Origin of the sequence: Thiobacillus denitrificans DSM 12475 (assembly GCF_000376425.1) — a bacterium.
Classification (GTDB): Bacteria; Pseudomonadota; Gammaproteobacteria; order Burkholderiales; family Thiobacillaceae; genus Thiobacillus; species Thiobacillus denitrificans.
The window spans coordinates 1-16,568 of the sequence record NZ_AQWL01000021.1; the positions used below are offsets into that span (position 1 = coordinate 1).

Genomic DNA, 16,568 nt, shown 5'->3' on the forward strand with positions numbered 1-16,568 from the left:
AAGGAGTTCGCGGGGCATGAACGGATCGCCCGGACACTCGATGCCGACTTCTACTTCGCGCATCCCTATGCCTCTTGGGAGCGCGGCGCCAACGAGAACATGAACGGCCTCATCCGGCAGTTCTTCCCGAAGAAGCTGCGCTTTGATTCCATCACCCCTCATCAGATCGCTTTCGCCATGCATCGACTCAACCATCGGCCCAGAAAATGCCTCGGCTTCAAAACACCACACGAGGTCTTCATGACGCAGCTACAATCGCGTCATAACGTCGTTGCACTTCAGACTTGAATCCGCCTGACAAGCTGGAGCGCCGTCAGAGCGAGTACAACGAACTCAAGAAATCCGCGAAACGCCCCACCCGCAAGCATCTTGAAATGCTGGTAGAGCATCTGGAATGGCTGGATTCGATCACGGCGGCGGATCGCGTGTTCGAAGGGATTCCGGACACCAAGGTTCGCCATTTTGCCGCGCAGGCCATGGCCTATGACGTGTCCGAATTGCACGAGTGCGCAGAGGCCAAACGCTACACGTTGATACTGTCGTTGATCCAGCGCATGCAAATTCGTGCCCGTGATCAACTGGCCGAAATGTTTTTGCGCCGTGTCGCCACGATTCATAAGCGCGCCAAGGAAAACCTCGAACAAATCCAGTTCAGTCAGCGCAGCCAGGTCGAGCGGTTAATTGGTACGCTTGATGGCGTGCTCTCGATCCTCGCCACCGAACCGGACAACGCGGTTGCCGGTAGCCAAATCCGGGAATACCTCCAGCCTGCCGGTGGCATCGAGAAAATCCGCGAGACCTGTGCTCAGGTGCAAGCCACCAGTAGCAACAATTACCTGCCGTTGGTGTGGAAGCACTTCAAAAGCCATCGCTCCATCCTGTTCCGGCTGGTGCATCTGCTCGATATCCGCCCCACCACCCAGGATCGCACCTTGATTGATGCGCTGGATATCATCAAGACCTACCAGGACAAGCATCGCATCGAATGGATCGACGACGGCATTGACCTGTCGTTTGCCTCGGATCGCTGGCGCAAGCTCTTGCGCGGAGGAAACGGCGAAGGTCCTGGCGTGGGTGTGGATCGACGCAGTCTGGAAATCTGTGTGTTTTCCTACCTGGCTGAAGAGCTGCGCTCCGGTGATCTCAGTGTCGCAGGCTCGGAGGAGTTCGCCGACTACCGCGATCAGTTGCTGCCCTGGGAGGAATGCCTGGCGCGCTTGCCCGCTTATTGCGACAAGATTGGCTTGCCGCAGGACGCTGCGACCTTTACCGGCAGTTTACGTGTCTGGCTCTCCGAAACGGCCCAGCACCTGGATGACAAGTTTCCGGAATGCCGGGGCGATGTGGCGCTGAATGCCGCCGGCGAGCCGGTGTTGCGCAAACCCGTGGCGCGTGAAATTCCCACCTCGGTGGTGTCGTTACAAAACGCGCTGGCAAAGCATATGCCCGCCAGGCATATCCTTGACGTACTCGCCAACATCGAGCACTGGATGGGCTTCACACGGCACTTCGGGCCGCTATCGGGCAACATGGCCAAGCTCAAGCAGCCCGCCGAACGCTACCTGCTGACGATCTTCGCCATGGGCTGCAACCTCGGGCCGACACAGGCTGCACGCCATCTGGGCGACAGCGGCGTCACGCCGCACATGCTGTCTTTCGTCAATCGACGCCACCTCTCGCTGGAAAGCCTGGAAGCGGCGCAGCGTGAACTCAACGAGGTTTATCTGCGCCTTGATCTTCCCAAGGCATGGGGCGACGGCAAGACCGTGGCGGCCGACGGCACACAGTATGATTTTTATGATGAGAACTTGCTGGCGGGTTATCACTTTCGCTATCGCAAGATGGGTGCGGTGGCCTACCGGCACGTGGCCAACAACTACATCGCCGTGTTCCGCCATTTCATCCCGCCAGGCGTCTGGGAAGCCATTTACGTCATCGAAGGGCTGCTCAAGGCGGGGCTGTCGGTTGAAGCTGACACGGTGCATGCCGACACCCAGGGTCAGTCGGCCACGGTGTTCGCCTTTACCCACCTGTTGGGCATCAAGCTGATGCCGCGTATTCGGAACTGGAAGAACCTGATTTTGTACCGGCCGGATAAAGCGGTGAAGTACAAACACATCAACCGGCTATTCAGCGACAGCGTGGACTGGAACCTGATCGAGCGACACTGGCAGGACTTGATGCAGGTGGCCTTATCGATTTACGCGGGCAAGATTTCTTCAGCCACGCTGCTGCGCAAGCTGGGCAGCTCCAGCCGCAAGAACCGGCTGTATTTCGCGGCACAGGAGTTGGGCAACGTGATCCGCACCGGCTTCCTGCTGGAGTGGATTGGCAGTCGCGAATTGCGCCAGGAGATCACCGCCAACACCAACAAAATCGAATCCTACAACGGCTTTGCCAAGTGGCTGTCCTTCGGTGGCGATGTAATCGCGGTGAACGAGCCGGACGAACAGCAGAAGCGGCTGCGCTACAACGATCTGGTGGCCTCGGCCTTGATCCTGCAGAACACGGTCGACATGATGCGCACACTCGGTGAGCTGCAAAAGGAAGGCTGGCAAATCGCAGAAACGGATGTGAGCTTTCTGAGCCCCTACCAGGTTGCGCACGTCAAGCGCTTCGGCGAATACAGCCTGAAACTCAAGCGCAAGCCTGAAGCCTGGATCGAGGACGAAACCTTTCAACAAGCGGCAGCGTCCGTGCAGGATATGCGGCGGTCGGCACGCGAGCGTTGAGCATGGAACTTCCTGAACCGAACTTTGTAGTCACACCGTACGGCGATGTCGACGCGGCCGTACTGGAAAACCTGCGGCAAGGCTTTGATACCGCTGCGCTGCTCGGGCTCGTTGAGCGGCTGGCCTGGATGGCGCAGCGTCTCGACCCGGGCGGCGTGCGGGATGATCTGCTGCGACTTCATCGCATGGCGCACACCGTGATCAACGGTGCCAACGTAAGCGAGTCAAGCGCAGATGATGTGTGGGAAGTTGCCGCCACCCTCATCGACGAGTTTCGGGAGATGGCGGACAACTGCTTGGCGATTGCGGCAACCCTGCAACCCTTGGCCGATCTGCAACCGCGTCACGACGACTGAGTGCCGGTCTGCAAGGCCGTCTCAGAAAATGGAAAAAATCGTACCCTGGTACGGGCTACGGATACGCCCAATAGTCATGCACCCGCCGCAGCTCGCTGACGAAATAGGTGAGTCGGCACCTGCCTCGAAACAACCCGAGTTCAGCGGCAAGGGTAAAGAACCCATTGCCTGGCGTATTTCTGTTTCGGTGAATAACCACGGCGGACAGCAGCGGACGCCCCTGCGCGTGCTCATGCCGCGAGATTTGATTGAGCAAGATGTACATCCGTCTGCGATGCCCCGGCTTTGCCATATCCAGGCCCACCAGCGGCGCGGCTTCGCTGTAGCCTATCACCCTGCTGTGCCTCGCGACCTCGCAGAGTCGTCCATATAGTTTTTGATTCACTTCGCTTCGCCTGTGTACATAGACCGTAAGCGTCACGCAGCACGCCAGGTGGAAACAATGGACGCGGACAAACAGACTGTCCGGGGTAAAGCTCGATCAGGCGGTGCGCGAACGACGAAAATGGCCTGGAAATGGAACGAGGATGACAGGAATGCGAAGGGACAAAGCGGATTCGATGAAGCGCCGATGACCGGGAACGGCGGGCAGATGGACGGGACTGGTCCATGGGCGAATGGTGCGTGAGGAAGTTGTTAAAGAGCGGGTGGGACAACTGTCAGATCAGGTCTGAACTTCTACAGCTAAACGATTAGGGAAGGTCCAAGTTGCTTTTACCGTTATTGTTCCATGATGCTTTGCGTTGGGCTAAAAATTCCTGATTCAACGAAGAAGCTAGCTCAATAGCTTTAAGATCCTCTTCCTGCTTAGCCAATTCACGCTGCATCAAACGATGCGTCAAGATTTTTTGTTCAAGTTGAGGGTCATTGGGGGCCATGCTCTCAATTTCCTGAGCATACAAATCAACAGAGTCAGTTGCATAAGTCGCTGCTTGCACAATCTTGTCTACATCGCTTTCGAGCAAATAATCCAAAAGGCCACAAACAGCAAAACATGCATCCTGTGCCGATGTCACGTAAAGAGAAGTGAAATCATCCGAATTTGGCGCAGCAGACTCACAAGATGCGGTTGCATTTTTTATCTCTTGGGGACTTGGTGTTTGACCATCAAGGTATGCCCAAACACAATCCAGAGCCTTCTGAACTGAAGCAACATCCCCCCAACCTACATCTTGCTGAAACGCTGAATAATTTGGTAGCAGCCTCTCACAGCAAAGGGCACCGAACGCGAGTTGCCGTTTACTGTCGAGTTTCCTCAGTCGCTCTTTCAAAGCCGAACCATTAAAGACGGGCATCACCATACTTTTTAGAACTCCATCACTTTAAAGGACTTAATGGGTCGACACCCTGCTCACGCAAGGAGCTTGCGCAGCCAGGACATATTGGACGACTGGCTGACGTTCCTGTCGGTGTTAAGCCCATTCCCCTCGCAGCATTAATACCTGTTACCTCAGCATGACCAACACCAACGCCCTCTACCTCATTCGCACCTAATTGCGCTCTTTGCGCAGGTGTCAACCTACGCTCACTAGAGCTAACGACACGAATACCTTCCTGGGTCTCAGTAACTGCCGTTGTGCGGACCCGCTGTGCACGGGGATCTAAAACTGAATGAATCTCCTTTGCTCTTGCCTCTGCATCCACTACCGCATCTGTACCCCGCGCCACCTTTCCCGCATTGGCAGCAGTGCCCAAAACGGGGATAGCAGAAAGTCCAGATAACCCTGCACCTGCGTAGTCGCCACGGATCAGTGATGTTACCCCGCTTGCTGCATCAATGAACGGAGCAACCACTTCCAGCGGCCCCTGCGCAGCCAAACCTGCGTAATCCAATGTGGTCTGGGTCTTATCGAGGAAATTGTTGACCGACTGTTTGCTCGGCAACATGTCGTATAAACCCGCGCCCACATCCGTCATCGTCTCCTGGAACGCACCCCAGTAGCTTTGCAGGCCGCTGTTGCCAGCCAGCAGAATGGGGTCCTGTGCCAGCAGTCCCAGCGGGTCGATGAAGTTCGTCGGATTGTTGGTGACATACGCATACGGACTCACCGCATCGGCCATCCCCATCGGATCGCGGCTGGCGAACCTGCCGATGCCGGGGTGGTAGTAACGCGCCCGATAGAACACCATCCCCGTGGCGTCGGGTTCGCGGCCGGTGTAGCCGTACTGCGGGATCGTGCCCGATGAGGTGGTCTTGTTGCCCCACGCATCGAAGCGCTGGCTCGCGGTCAGCGTGCCTGTCGTGTTCGCTATGCCGACGACGCTGCCGAGTCCGTCCTGCAGATAAGCCGCCTGTGTCGCCGACGGACCGTTGGTCGCACCGGTGAGTCTCAGCAATGGCTCATCGATCCCCGCGCCGTGAACATAGGCCGCCGCCGGGTTGCCGCTGATCGCTCCATTCCACTCGGCATGGATGTCGTCGCCGTCGTATAGATAGCTGGTGGTCGTTCCTGCGCTGGTCTTGCTGATGCGTCTGCCGCTGTCGTCGTAGGCGTAGCTCTCGGCGACTGCGTTGGCACCGGTTCTCGTCGCGGTGTTGAGATGATCGAGCGCGGTCCACACCAAGGCCAGCGTGGTCGCGCCGGTTCCCGAGGCGGTGCAGTCGCCGGTGGGTTGGGTGATGGTGCCGCCGCTCGATACCTCGCACAGCTTGGTCATATGGCCGTCTGCGTCGTGCACGGCGGCGCCGATGAGCGTGCCTGTATCCGAGCCGCTTCTGACTTCGCTCAACTGGTGCGCACTGTCGTACAGATACGCGGTGATCGTGGTGCCCTTGGTCTTGCTCCTGCGGTTGCCGTAGATGTCGTAGCCGTAGGTCTCGGCCGTGCCGTCGCTGGCGCTGGTGAGCCGGTCGAGGTTGTCGTACAGGTAGCTCCAGCTCTTGGTGGTGGCGTTGACGATCTCGGTCTGGCCGGCGCGTCTTCCTTGTTGATCCAGGGTGTAGAGGTGGCTGGAGAGAACCGTGGTGTTGAACAGGTTTTGCTTCTGCTTGAGATTGCCGTCCTCGAACCAGCTTTGCGTGGTGCGCTGGCCCGAGTTCAGGCGCTGCTCGACCAGGCGGCCGCCGGCGTCGTAGGTGAAGGCGACGGTTTCGCCGTTGGGGGCGACGACGCTGGCCAGGCGTCCGGTGGCGTCGTAGGAGAGGCTGGCCTGGTGGCCGTCGCTGTCCTCGACCATGGCCAGGCGTCCGCCGGGGGTCCAGGTGTAGCTGAGCGTCTTGCCGCCTCTTGAGTCGGTGACGGTTCGCAGGCGCTTGGCGGGATCGTAGGCGTAGTCGTAGGCGACGACGGTTACGCTGGCTGCGTTTTTGGTTTCGGCTTTGGTGACGAGGCCCAGTGCGTCTCTTGTGTAGACGGCGGTCTGCGCGCCGGGAACGCTGCGCTGTTTGAGCTGGCCCTGGGTTTCGCCCGCGGTTCCTTTTGCGCCGTAGGCGTAAGTGGTGCTCTGCCCAGCGGCGATCTGCACGGGGGTCTGGCTGGATACCAGCTGGTTATGCAGGTTCCAGATCCACTTCCAGACCTTGCCGTTCTGATCGGTCTCGGTGAGCTTGCGGCCGAAGTCGTCATACGTTCCTGCAACTTGTTTCTTGAGGCTGGCATCCGCCAGATTGCAGGTTTTAGCGACGGTGTCGGTGGTGGAGCCGGCCCAGATCTCTTTCACGTCGGACAGCACGGTGTAGACATAGCAGCTGACCGGACGGCTGGTGTCGGTGGCGCTGACCTGCGGGCCGACCTCGCGGGTCAATCTGCCGAGTTCGTCGTAGAAGCGGTAGCTGTCGCGGACCGTGCCGTCGGCGGCGATGGCGTTGAGTTTGAGGGGGCGGCCGGCGCCGTCGTACTGAGCGATCTCGACCGCACGGCCCAGGGTCTGGCCGGTCACCGTGGGCAGGGTGGCCTTCTTCAGCCGCCCGTCTTCGCTGGCGTGGTAATAGTCGTAGCTCGTGGTCAGGTTATTGGGGTCGGTGCTGCTTCTGGGCTTGCCGTCGGCGTCGAGGCTGAGGCTGACGCGGTGGCCTTCCTGGTTGTAGGCGCCGGTGACGCGTCCCATGGGGTCGCGGTCGAAGCCGATGGTGTAGCCGTCGGCCTCGGTGACCTGGCTGACCTGGCCCAATGGGTTGTACTGGGTCAGCGTGGCGTTGCCGGCGTAGTCGACCTTACGCTCGATTCGGTCGAGGTCGTCCCAGGCGGCGTAGTAGCCGTCCAGATACGCACCGTCGACGGTGAGGCCGACCATGAGCGGGTTGCCGTTGACGTCGTACACGGTGTCCCACTGGTGGCCGCGGCCGTCGGGGGTCTTGATCGGACGGTCGAGGGGGTCGTACTGAGTGTCGGCGGCGTACCAGTTGGCGTCAGGGCCGCGCGTCATGCGGCCGAGGCTGTCGTGGCTGAAGTCGCTGTAGGTCTCGACTTCGAGGCTGGCGGGGGTGCCGTCGGTGTCGCCGCGGCGCGTCACGCTAACGCGGTTGAGCTTGTTGGCGTCCCAGGCGGTTTCGAGCGCGGGGCCGGTGCCGGTCGTGGCGTCGCCGAGTACCGCCGATGTCCAGTCGCGCAGGCTGCGGGTCTTGACGGGGTTGCCGACGATATCCGAGGCGACCTGCGTCCAGGCGAGGATGTCGGCGTTGGCGGGTTTGGTGTCGGCGGTGGGGGTGATGCCTGCCTTGACGCGGATGACGTCGGTCAGATTGCCCAGGCTGTCGAAGCGCTTGAGTATCCAGTTGCCGTCGGCGTCCTTGACGCGCTTGGGCTGACCTTGGGCGGTGTGGTCGCGATACTGAATGGTGCGGGCGCTCGGCAGGGTGACGTCGCTGAGGTTGCCCAGTGTGTCGTAGGCGTAGGCGGTGGTCATGCCCTGCGGGTCGGTTTTGCTCTGGCGCAGGTGGGTGCGGCCGGCGGTGGTGTCGTAGGTGTAGCTGGTTTCGGCGCCGGCTTCGTCGGTGATGGACAGGGGGTTGCCGTTGGCGTCGAACAGGAAACGGCGCTCGTTGCCGAGGGCGTCGATCTGTTTGGCTTCGCGGCGGAACTCGGTCCAGGCGAAGGTGGTGGCGTGGTCGGTCTTGAGGCTACCGGTTGTGTCGAACGGGGTGTGGCGGAAGACGCGGCCGTTGGCGTAGTACTCGAAACGCATGCCGTTGCCGCGCGGCAGCTGGTACTGCTTCATGGCGTGGGCGAGCTTGGTCCCGTCGAGGCTGCCGTAATACTGGTAGGTGACGGCGGGTTGTGTGCCGGCGACGGCGAGCGGGTTCTTGAACGTGACGAGGTCGTTGTTGGTGTCGTAGGTGTATTGCCACTGCCGTCCCGTCCAGTCGGCGATCTGGCTGATGCGGCTGCCGTTGTAAGTGAAGGTGAGTGCGCGGTTGAGGCTGTCGGTGACCTTGCAGACAGAGGCGCCGGTGCAGCCGGTGGCGGCGGTGTAGGACAGGGTCAGGGTGTTGCCGTTCTTGTCGGCGATGGAGAGCAGGCGCGATTTCTGGCTGGTGTCGGTGTCGGTGGCATTGACGCTCTCGAACTCATACTTCATGCCGGAGCGTTCGGTGAGGCGGTAGGTGCCGCCGCTCAAACGTTCAAGGGTGGCATAGACGCCGGCGCTACCGGAGAATGTGGCGCCGACGCTGATGTTGCCGCTGACGTGGTTGGCGGTGGAGAAGTAGCGTTCGCCGCCGGTGCCGTCGGTCCACGAGACCTTGGCGACGCCGCTCTCGACGCCGTAGAAGCGCAGCTGGTGGTTGAAGGAATGCGTCCAGCCGTAGCCGAGCGGGCCATCCTTGGCGCCTTTGCTGTTGTACCAGCGCTCGAAGACGAGCGGCAGGCCACCACGCCCTTTGATGGCGATGTCGCGTTCGGAATGGATGAGGTTGCCGGTGACCATGTTGACGGGGTCGCCGGAGGCGCTGGTGCCGGTACCGAAGCCGTTGGCGGTCTGGTAACCGTTGATGCCGGATTGCTGGGCGAAGGTGGGGGCGAAGGGGTCGGCCTGGATGCCGGTGCCCAATGACGGGTTGTAGAGGCTGCCCCAGGGGTCGCCTACGGGGTAGCCGCCGGAGGATGAGCCGTCGGTCGAGCCTGTCGTGCCGGACGCACTGCCGGAAGGGTCGATGGTGACGCCGCCGGAATAGCCGTTGATGGGGAAAGAAGCGGACGATGTCCCGCTGGTGACGAACTTTTCTCCGTAGAAGGTCGCACCCAACCAGCCGCTGGCGTCGGGATACTGAAGCAGACGGCGCGGGATGGTGAGCTTGTAGCCCTGGTTGACGTATTGCGTTTCGATCTGGCTGACGTGCGAAGCGCTGTAATTGGTACCTGCCGGGTTGGTGTTGAGCGCGCCACTGGCACAGGTATTGGTGAGCTTGCACTTGTTGCTGGTCCAGTCGGTGCTGGTGTTGATCTGCAGGATTTCGATGTTCTGCTCGTCGGCGAACTGCAGGCCGCGCGTGGTGGAAATGGCGTCTAGGTTGGCGACTTCGTTCCAGATGTAGGCTTCATAAGCGGAGGCGGCAAATCCAGATAGCTTGAAAGCGCGCTTGTCGGTGGTGCTGGGCGTATCCAGCCGGGTGCTGGTGGAGACGTTGCCCGGCCAGTCGATCAGGAAACCCTTGCGGAACAGGCCATAGGGCAGATCGAACAAATAGTTGACCTTGACCTGGGCTGCAGTGAGGCCGAGGCTCGTTCCGAGGGTGCCGGATTCGCCGAACAACCCGCCTACGCGCTGGTTGGCGTCGGCGACATAGCGGCTGTATTTGCTGGCGGCGATGTTGAGAAATTCGCCTTCGATGCCGTCGCGGTCGGCGTTGGGGTTGCCGCTGTTGGCGCGCACATTGGTCAGCAGTTGATCGGAGCGCTTGGCCAGATACGTGTCGGAGGTGTGCCAGGCGTAGGCGTGCAGGGCATGCAGGTTGGCGGCGCCGATGTTGGCGTACGCGGCATTGGCGCGGGTCGCGGAGGCGCCGAGTTCGGCCAGCGTGACCGTCAGGGTCAGCTTGTTGTCCTTCGAACACAATAGGGTGTTGCCGCTGCCCGCCTCGGAGGCTTGCTCGGCGCCTTCGAGCTTGATCGAGGGCGCCATGTTGACGGTGGTCGCGCAGGTGGGCGCGGCGGCGGGATCAACGGCGTTGAACCAGGTGTCGAACGCGGTTTGATCGGCGGGGGTCGCGCCCTTGAACGAGAGGGTCAGGCGCTTGCTGGCCAGTTCGACGAGGTCGAGGGTTTTTTGCGCAAGCAGGCTGTCGTTCAATTTTTTAACCGCGACCAGCAAGCGGTACTTGTGGCGCTCCGGCAGCGCGGCGGTTTCGGCCGACTCGTTCGCCACCCCGCTCCAGCTGGTGTATTGCAGCACTTCGTAAGGCGGCACGATGGGCAGGATGTCGTAACGCTGGCGCTTGATTTCGGATNTGTAGGGGACGTCTTCCAGCGTGGTGTTGGCGTAGTTGGGTGCCTTGGTCTTGGCGTGGGTGGCGACTTGGTCTTCAAAGGCTTCCTGCGGCAGGGTGTAGTTGCCGTTGGCGTCCAGGCGGCTCGCCAGCCAGTTGCTGTAATTGAAGTCGAACGTGCCATCGACCGCGACGCCGGTCTGGTAGCGCTGGTCCTTGTACGAGGGGTCGAGCGGGACCCAGCGGTGGCCGGAGTCGTCGAGCGCGGTGCCGCGATAGGCGGCATAGGGGAGGCAGGCTTCGATCCAGACGTGCGCCAGACTGATGCTGTTGCTGCCGTAACCGGCGGACGGATTGCCGTTGTTTGCCAGAACGCTGGCAGCGGCTTGATAGCTCTTGGCGCCAACCCAACGCGGCCCGCGTCCGCCCGCACCCAGAGCCGCGTTGTCAAGCACGGATATGTTGCCGCGCACATAGCGCACCGGAATGTTGGAGGCGCGAAGCAGCGCGGCCAGCAGGCTGGCTTGGTCGGTGGCGCCGCCCGATTTGCTCCACAACGTGCCGACCGCGCCCTTCATCGAGCCGTAGTAAGGCTCGAACTTGATGTTCTGGTTGACCCACTCGAACATCCGCACCGGGTTGTAATCGAGTTGCTTGGCCAGCGCGACGATGTCGGGATGCGTCTTCGGCGCTTCGGCGGTGTCGGCGAGATCGCCTGCGGCGTAGCCGCAGGCGGTGGCCTCGGCCGGCGTATCTCGCAGCGCGACCTGGACGAAGCCGTTGCGACTGGCTATTTTTTGCTGCATCAGCCAGGCCGCATCGGAGACAAAGCTTGGCACGTTCCTGGCGGGCGGCAGCGCGATCGGGGCGACGGGCTCGGCTTGCTTCCAGTTAGGCTGCGGCAAGGGCTCGACCGGCCTCGCGGCGAGCCAGGATTTGATGCGGTTGGCGGCCCGCTTGGCGCGGGCATCGAGGTTGGTTTTATCGGCCTTCGAAAGATCGTCCAGATCCTGGGTGATGGTATTGAATCGGGTAGCCAGTTTCTGCTTGAACTTGACGGCCTGCGACGCCTCACCGGATTTGCCCTGCGCGGTCAGCGCCTCCGCCTCGCGGTCAAGCCGGGCGAGAACCTCGTCGCGCAGGATGAGCATTTCCTGCCGCTTGGCGGCGGCTTCGGCTTGGCGGCTGGCCAGCGCGGTCTGGATTTCAAGCGCCTTGGCGCTCTTCTGCTTGAACTTTGCGGCAGCTCGTTCGCCGCGATCCGCCAATTCCAGCCCTTCGCGCAAGTGGCGGTCCAGCGCCATGGCCATCGGGTCTGGACGCCCGTGCTGCGCGTCGCGCACGGCTTGCACGGCCTCCGCCGGCATGGGGGCGATTTCCTGGTGCGGCGCGGCGGTCGCTGCCAAGGCCGAGAGGCTGATGACGGCCGTCAGGATCAGGCGGTGCAGGGTCGGACAAGACATGGGGTAGCTCCCTGGATGATCTTTTTTGTTTGTGCGATTTGGGCGCGCGCGTCAGGCGGACGCACGCCTGGAATGACGACGCATGGCACCCACGAGTCCCGCTCCCAGCGCCACCAGGGCCCAGGCGGGCAATGGAACATCGCCATCGGAGGGTGCGGGCGCCTCCGCCACATCGATACGGCCAATGACAAGGGTTTTGGTGCTGGCCGCGTCCGTGACTTCGTAATCGAAGGCATAGCTGCCCAACGCTGAAGGCGAACCGGATATCTGGCCGTTGGCCGCCATCGTGAGCCCCGGCGGCAAGGCGCCGTTGACGAGGGCGAAGACGAACGGACCGTTGCCCCCCGAAGCGGAAACGGTGTAGCTGAACGCTTCGTTGAGGTTGGCAGCAACGCTGAACGAGGTCGCGGTGATCCCTGGAACGGCATTGGCGTACGGATCGAGTTGGCCCTGCGCGTCGGCGACCAGGGTCTGGGTGCCGAGCTGCTGTTCGACTACATCGGTGAGGCCATCCTGATCGCTGTCGGTGAGCTGCGCGCCCGCGGCGGCAGGCAGCGCGGCCACGACGCGCGCGGTGACGAAGGGGTCGCCGCGCCAGCTGCCGTCGGCGTTTTGCTGGGCATCCATCCAGGTGCGGGCGCTCGCGATCGCGGTGCCGGCGGCGGTGTCGCCTTCCGCGGCAAACAGCGACAGCGCACGGATCGCCATGGCCGTGGCCACCGGCGCGGAGGCTTCCAGATTGCCGGTCTGCGGGTTGCGTTCGGCGAAGCCGCCATCGCCGTTGGCTTGGGCGATGAGCCAGGTTTTGGCGCTGGTCATGGCGGTGTCGATCGCGCCAGGCGAGGTCTTGCTGCAGGCACTTCCGGACAGGAAACGCCCGGCCTGACGCTGCTTCTTGAATTCGTACAGCATGATCGCGGTGGCAGCCAGCGAGCCGGACGATGCATTGGAGGGCTGGTTGCTTTGCGGCAGCGCGTGCGGCCATGCACCGCTCCAGGGCGAACCAGTGAGCTGGGCCGGCAGAATATTGCAAAGAGCCGTGTAGGTCAGGTTGCTGGTGTCGTTCGTGTAGCTCACTCCCGCACTGCGAAGCGCACCGTAGCCCAGCGCGGTGTCGATGGTGCTCGCGCCATAGCCTGGATAGGCGCCCCAGGTTGCCCCACCGCTCGTCGGCGAACCGCCGGATTGCACCACATAGATATTGCGTTCGTCGCGGATCGTGCCTGCGATGGTTTTGGCATCACGTCCCGCCGCCGCCAGCGCGGCAACCTGCCATGCACGCGAATCCAGGCTGCCGCCCGGCGCATTGGCAAGCCAGCTGAGCGCACGCGCATATTGCGGGGAATGTGTCATACCCGCCGCGAGCATCGCTTCCACCGCTGCCGAGGTGGACTGCACTTCCAGACCCTGCAAGCCAACAAACGAGCCATCGCCCTTTTGGGTTTGCACCAACCACTTGATCCCCTTGGCGCGAGCGTCATCGTCAGTCGCATGGGCCGACGAAGCCACGGCCAGCGCGAGTAATAGCGTGGCGATTTGTTGTTGGTTCACGAGCCTTCTCCCAAGGGCTGGACGGAAGGAAGGCTACGGAATGAGTGTGTCAGTTACATCTGAATCATTCAGCGGTTTCATGAGCCATTCGGCTCTTAGACTAAAGTTGTATAGACAGCGTGGCGAATTTATGGGTCAAACCCATTCACGCGGCCTTGCGCGCCAGCCGCCACCCGGCAAGCCCCAGAATCACCGCGACGCCCAGCCGCCCGCCCGCGTGCAAGAACTCATGCCAGACCATCAGCGGCGAGAAGCGGTCGGGGTCGAGATTGTCGATGAACATGTCCCACACGTAGGCATGCAAAGTCACGGGTAGATCGACCAGCAGGAAGCCGAAGGCCAGGAGCGCGGCAAGCGCGAAGGCCGCGATTCTCGTATGTAACGCACCCGGCAACGCAAAGGCGATGGCCGGGCCGATGACCAGCGGCTGCAGCATCGCGCCGGTGGTGGTGGTGACTTCGAGCCAGCCCTTGGGGCTCTCCCCGATCACCTTTCCGCCCATGACGAACAGTTGGAGGATGTTCACCCTGAGCCTGACCACGGTGTCCTGCCAGTTGTGCTCGACGCCGAGAAACAGGATGCCGAAGCGGTCGTCGATCCAGCCGAGCAGGGTTCGGGAAACCGGCAGCACGGTTTCGATCAGCGCTTCGCCCCACGCCGATGCGACTGCGAGCGTGACGGCAAGACCGAAAACCAGCGCCAGCGCGAACCGGCCCGGACTAGGCCAGGCGGCTGCGATGGAGGGCGGCATAGAAATACAGGGCCACCGCCGCGATCAACACCGCGGGGAGGACCGTGGTGTGCAGGAGGTCGAACAGGCTGCGCTCGTTGCGGAAGGCATAGAAGAGCGCCAGGATGCGCGCCTGGTTAAGGGCGAAGACCAGGATCAGTCCCAGCGCCAGCCCGGTCAGCTTATGCCGCCAGCCCAGATTGACGGCGGCGAAGGCGGCGACGAGCAGGAACATGACTTCGGTGCCTTCGCAGCCGTTGAGGATATTGAGTCCGCCGCCGGGTGCCTTGATGCTGGCGGCGACCGGCTTGGCGTGGGCTTCGGGTGTAATGACCTGAACCAGCGCGGCGGCCGGCTTGACGGTGGCCTGGTGAATCACCAGACGTTCGACCCAGGTATCGCGCGCCTCGCCCCAAGCCCATTGCAATACGCCGAAGACGCCGAGGAAGATCGCCAGGGTCAGCCACAAGGGATAAGGCGAACGCGGCGGCTCGCTTTCGCATGCGCCATCGGGCAGATAGGGCACGTCGTTGTGGGTGGGAAGCAGCATGGCTGGAACAGGAGTTCGGTACGGCGCTATGCTCGGCTTCGTGGGTGACAGAATGATGACTGCAGCCCCCCAACGTCAGGGGTGGCGGATTTGGATTGGAATCAGTGGCGGATTTCACAGGATTGTTGCTTATTCGTTATCCGGGTCATCGGTTCGTTGTCCTTTCGTGACGCAAGTCGTCCTCCGCATGAAGGTAAATGGCAGTGGTCTCGATGGAGGCGTGGCGAAGATTTTTCTGGATGAAGCGGATATCGTTGCCCGCATCGGCCTGATGCGTGGCCGACGTGTGACGCAGCCAATGGGTAGAGGCGCGACGTAGCGTGGCCGCAGCCGATGGATCGACGGCATCAAGTGCCGCTGCTGCGCGCCGGAACACTTCCTTGACGATCAGGTAAATCGCCGTAGGCGTAAGGAATCGGTTGGTGCGCCCGGCGACGGACATAACGAGGGGTGTGGTTTCAAGCGCCGCCGTTATCGCAGGCAAGCCATGGAACTGGCGGTAGCGCGCCAAATCGGCCATCAACTCATCGGCCATAGGGACGTCGCCCTCGGCGCCTCCTTTACCAACAACATGGAGCCACCACTTGCTCCGCCGTTGCGAGAGATCGCTCGCCTTGGCGTGTGCCGCCTCGGATACCCGTAGGGAGGCGCCATAGAGCAGCCGGAAAAGCCAGCGTATCCGCTCGTAATGCTGTTGTTCGCGGTGGGTCACCCGGGGCAGCGTCTCGATGAAATCGAGCACGGATTGCCACAGCTCATGGTTCAGATAGCGTTCCACCGAGGCCCGGCGACCCGCTTTCGATTCGCCCCGCCGACGGCGCAACGCGAGCGGATTGCCCGCGAGATATCCTGCCGCCACGAGATACCTGAAGAGCCCGGACAGAATACCCATGGCTTGCCGCGCACTGCGAGGCGAGAGGGGACCTTCAAAGAGCCGGCGGGCACCTCCGCGGCGAGGCAGAGTCGGGTCGGCCCACTCGCCGGACGGGTTCGCAAGAAAGACCTCGTAGGCCAGTAAGTCTTCCCGAGTGAGGCTGGACAGCGGCTTGCCCAAGACCCGCGTCGCCCAGATAAGCAGCCGGCCCGCTTCCTTGCGGTAACTCCGTAGCGTATGCGGCGAGTTGGCATACTCGGCCAGCCACAGGCGCACGGCATCGATGTCGGTATCTGCCGCGATCTGGCGCACGCCACCCCGCGCACGGTTCGAACCGTGGCGGCCGTCCAAGGCGGACGGCAGGACGACGGGGGGCAGATGGTCGGAGGTGGGCACCATGTCTGGCACGGTGTTTGGATCTCGTGATTTTTCCAATGGCCTTTTCGCAGGGTACAGCAAAATTACTTTTGATTATGGGTGTTATCGTAAATTTGAAGGCTAAATGATTACACGTATAATGTTATACGGTAGTATATTTATTATGATTATCTCGAACCGTGGGGTGATCCCCGAATTCCATAAGGAACCCGCTCATGAGCCGTGTTAGCGATACCCGTTTGCGCACACGAGAAGCCGCCGCCCGGTTGGTAGTGGCAGGCCGTAAGCCACATGATCTGACCGTCGACTTGATCTACGCCGAAATCAAGCAAGGTAGCCGAACTACCATCAACGATGAGTTGAAACACTGGAAAGACGAGCAGGCCAAGGCCGATGCTCTGACGTCCGCTTTGCCGCCGGCGGTGGCGGCCGCCATGTTGAACATTTGGGTCGTGGCGGTGGAGCATGGGGAAAAGGTGTTCGATGCGCGTCGGGAAGAGGTCGAAACCCAGTTCGCCAAGGCAACGGCGCGCATCGAAAACCTGGAGTCCGAGAAAAGCCACCTGGCCCA

Annotated in this window: 10 protein-coding genes and 1 pseudogene; 4 read left to right on the top strand and 7 right to left on the bottom strand. The window is 61.7% G+C overall.

The window, feature by feature from the left end; genetic code table 11:
• From B059_RS19715 to tnpC, 3 genes and pseudogenes are all read left to right on the top strand, one after another.
• The coding region (locus B059_RS19715; RefSeq protein WP_018079600.1) for an IS30 family transposase at positions 1 to 288 on the top strand (288 nt) is incomplete at its 5' end.
• A gap of 20 nt (positions 289 to 308) precedes the next feature.
• Positions 309 to 2,732 (top strand): annotated as a pseudogene (locus B059_RS19720) (Tn3 family transposase); the annotation flags it as partial.
• A gap of 2 nt (positions 2,733 to 2,734) precedes the next feature.
• Complete coding sequence (gene tnpC, locus B059_RS0117890) at positions 2,735 to 3,088, top strand: Tn3 family transposase post-transcriptional regulator TnpC (RefSeq protein WP_018079602.1); 354 nt, start codon at positions 2,735 to 2,737, stop codon at positions 3,086 to 3,088.
• Between the two features lie 55 nt (positions 3,089 to 3,143).
• Here tnpC and B059_RS19725 read toward each other — a convergent pair whose 3' ends face one another.
• The 7 genes from B059_RS19725 to B059_RS0117925 all read right to left on the bottom strand — a co-directional run bounded on the left by B059_RS19725 (position 3,144) and on the right by B059_RS0117925 (position 16,018).
• The gene (locus tag B059_RS19725) at positions 3,144 to 3,473 is read right to left on the bottom strand and encodes a hypothetical protein (protein ID WP_018079603.1); all 330 of its coding nucleotides are present in this window, start codon (positions 3,471 to 3,473) and stop codon (positions 3,144 to 3,146) included.
• Positions 3,474 to 3,780: 307 nt separating this feature from the next.
• Positions 3,781 to 4,389, bottom strand: coding sequence for a DUF416 family protein (locus tag B059_RS20575; RefSeq protein ID WP_081601695.1), 609 nt, complete (start codon positions 4,387 to 4,389; stop codon positions 3,781 to 3,783).
• Between the two features lie 16 nt (positions 4,390 to 4,405).
• On the bottom strand, positions 4,406 to 11,914 hold the full coding sequence (locus B059_RS19730; RefSeq protein WP_018079605.1) for an RHS repeat-associated core domain-containing protein: 7,509 nt from the start codon (positions 11,912 to 11,914) through the stop codon (positions 4,406 to 4,408).
• A 51-nt stretch (positions 11,915 to 11,965) separates the two neighbouring features.
• Positions 11,966 to 13,465, bottom strand: a complete 1,500-nt coding sequence (locus B059_RS0117910; protein WP_018079606.1) for an Ig domain-containing protein — start codon at positions 13,463 to 13,465, stop codon at positions 11,966 to 11,968.
• Between the two features lie 145 nt (positions 13,466 to 13,610).
• Positions 13,611 to 14,216 (bottom strand): hypothetical protein, encoded by a 606-nt coding sequence (locus B059_RS0117915; RefSeq protein ID WP_018079607.1) that lies wholly within the window; start codon positions 14,214 to 14,216, stop codon positions 13,611 to 13,613.
• Positions 14,185 to 14,745 carry a hypothetical protein gene (locus B059_RS0117920; protein WP_018079608.1) on the bottom strand — a complete coding sequence of 187 codons (561 nt, stop codon included), beginning with the start codon at positions 14,743 to 14,745 and terminating at the stop codon, positions 14,185 to 14,187. The genes B059_RS0117915 and B059_RS0117920 overlap by 32 nt, the downstream gene beginning before the upstream one ends.
• Before the next feature lie 145 nt (positions 14,746 to 14,890).
• Positions 14,891 to 16,018 (bottom strand): tyrosine-type recombinase/integrase, encoded by a 1,128-nt coding sequence (locus B059_RS0117925; RefSeq protein WP_018079609.1) that lies wholly within the window; start codon positions 16,016 to 16,018, stop codon positions 14,891 to 14,893.
• Positions 16,019 to 16,212: 194 nt separating this feature from the next.
• Between B059_RS0117925 and B059_RS19735 the strand changes: the two genes are divergently transcribed.
• The coding region (locus tag B059_RS19735; RefSeq protein WP_038059305.1) for a DNA-binding protein at positions 16,213 to 16,568 on the top strand (356 nt) is incomplete at its 3' end.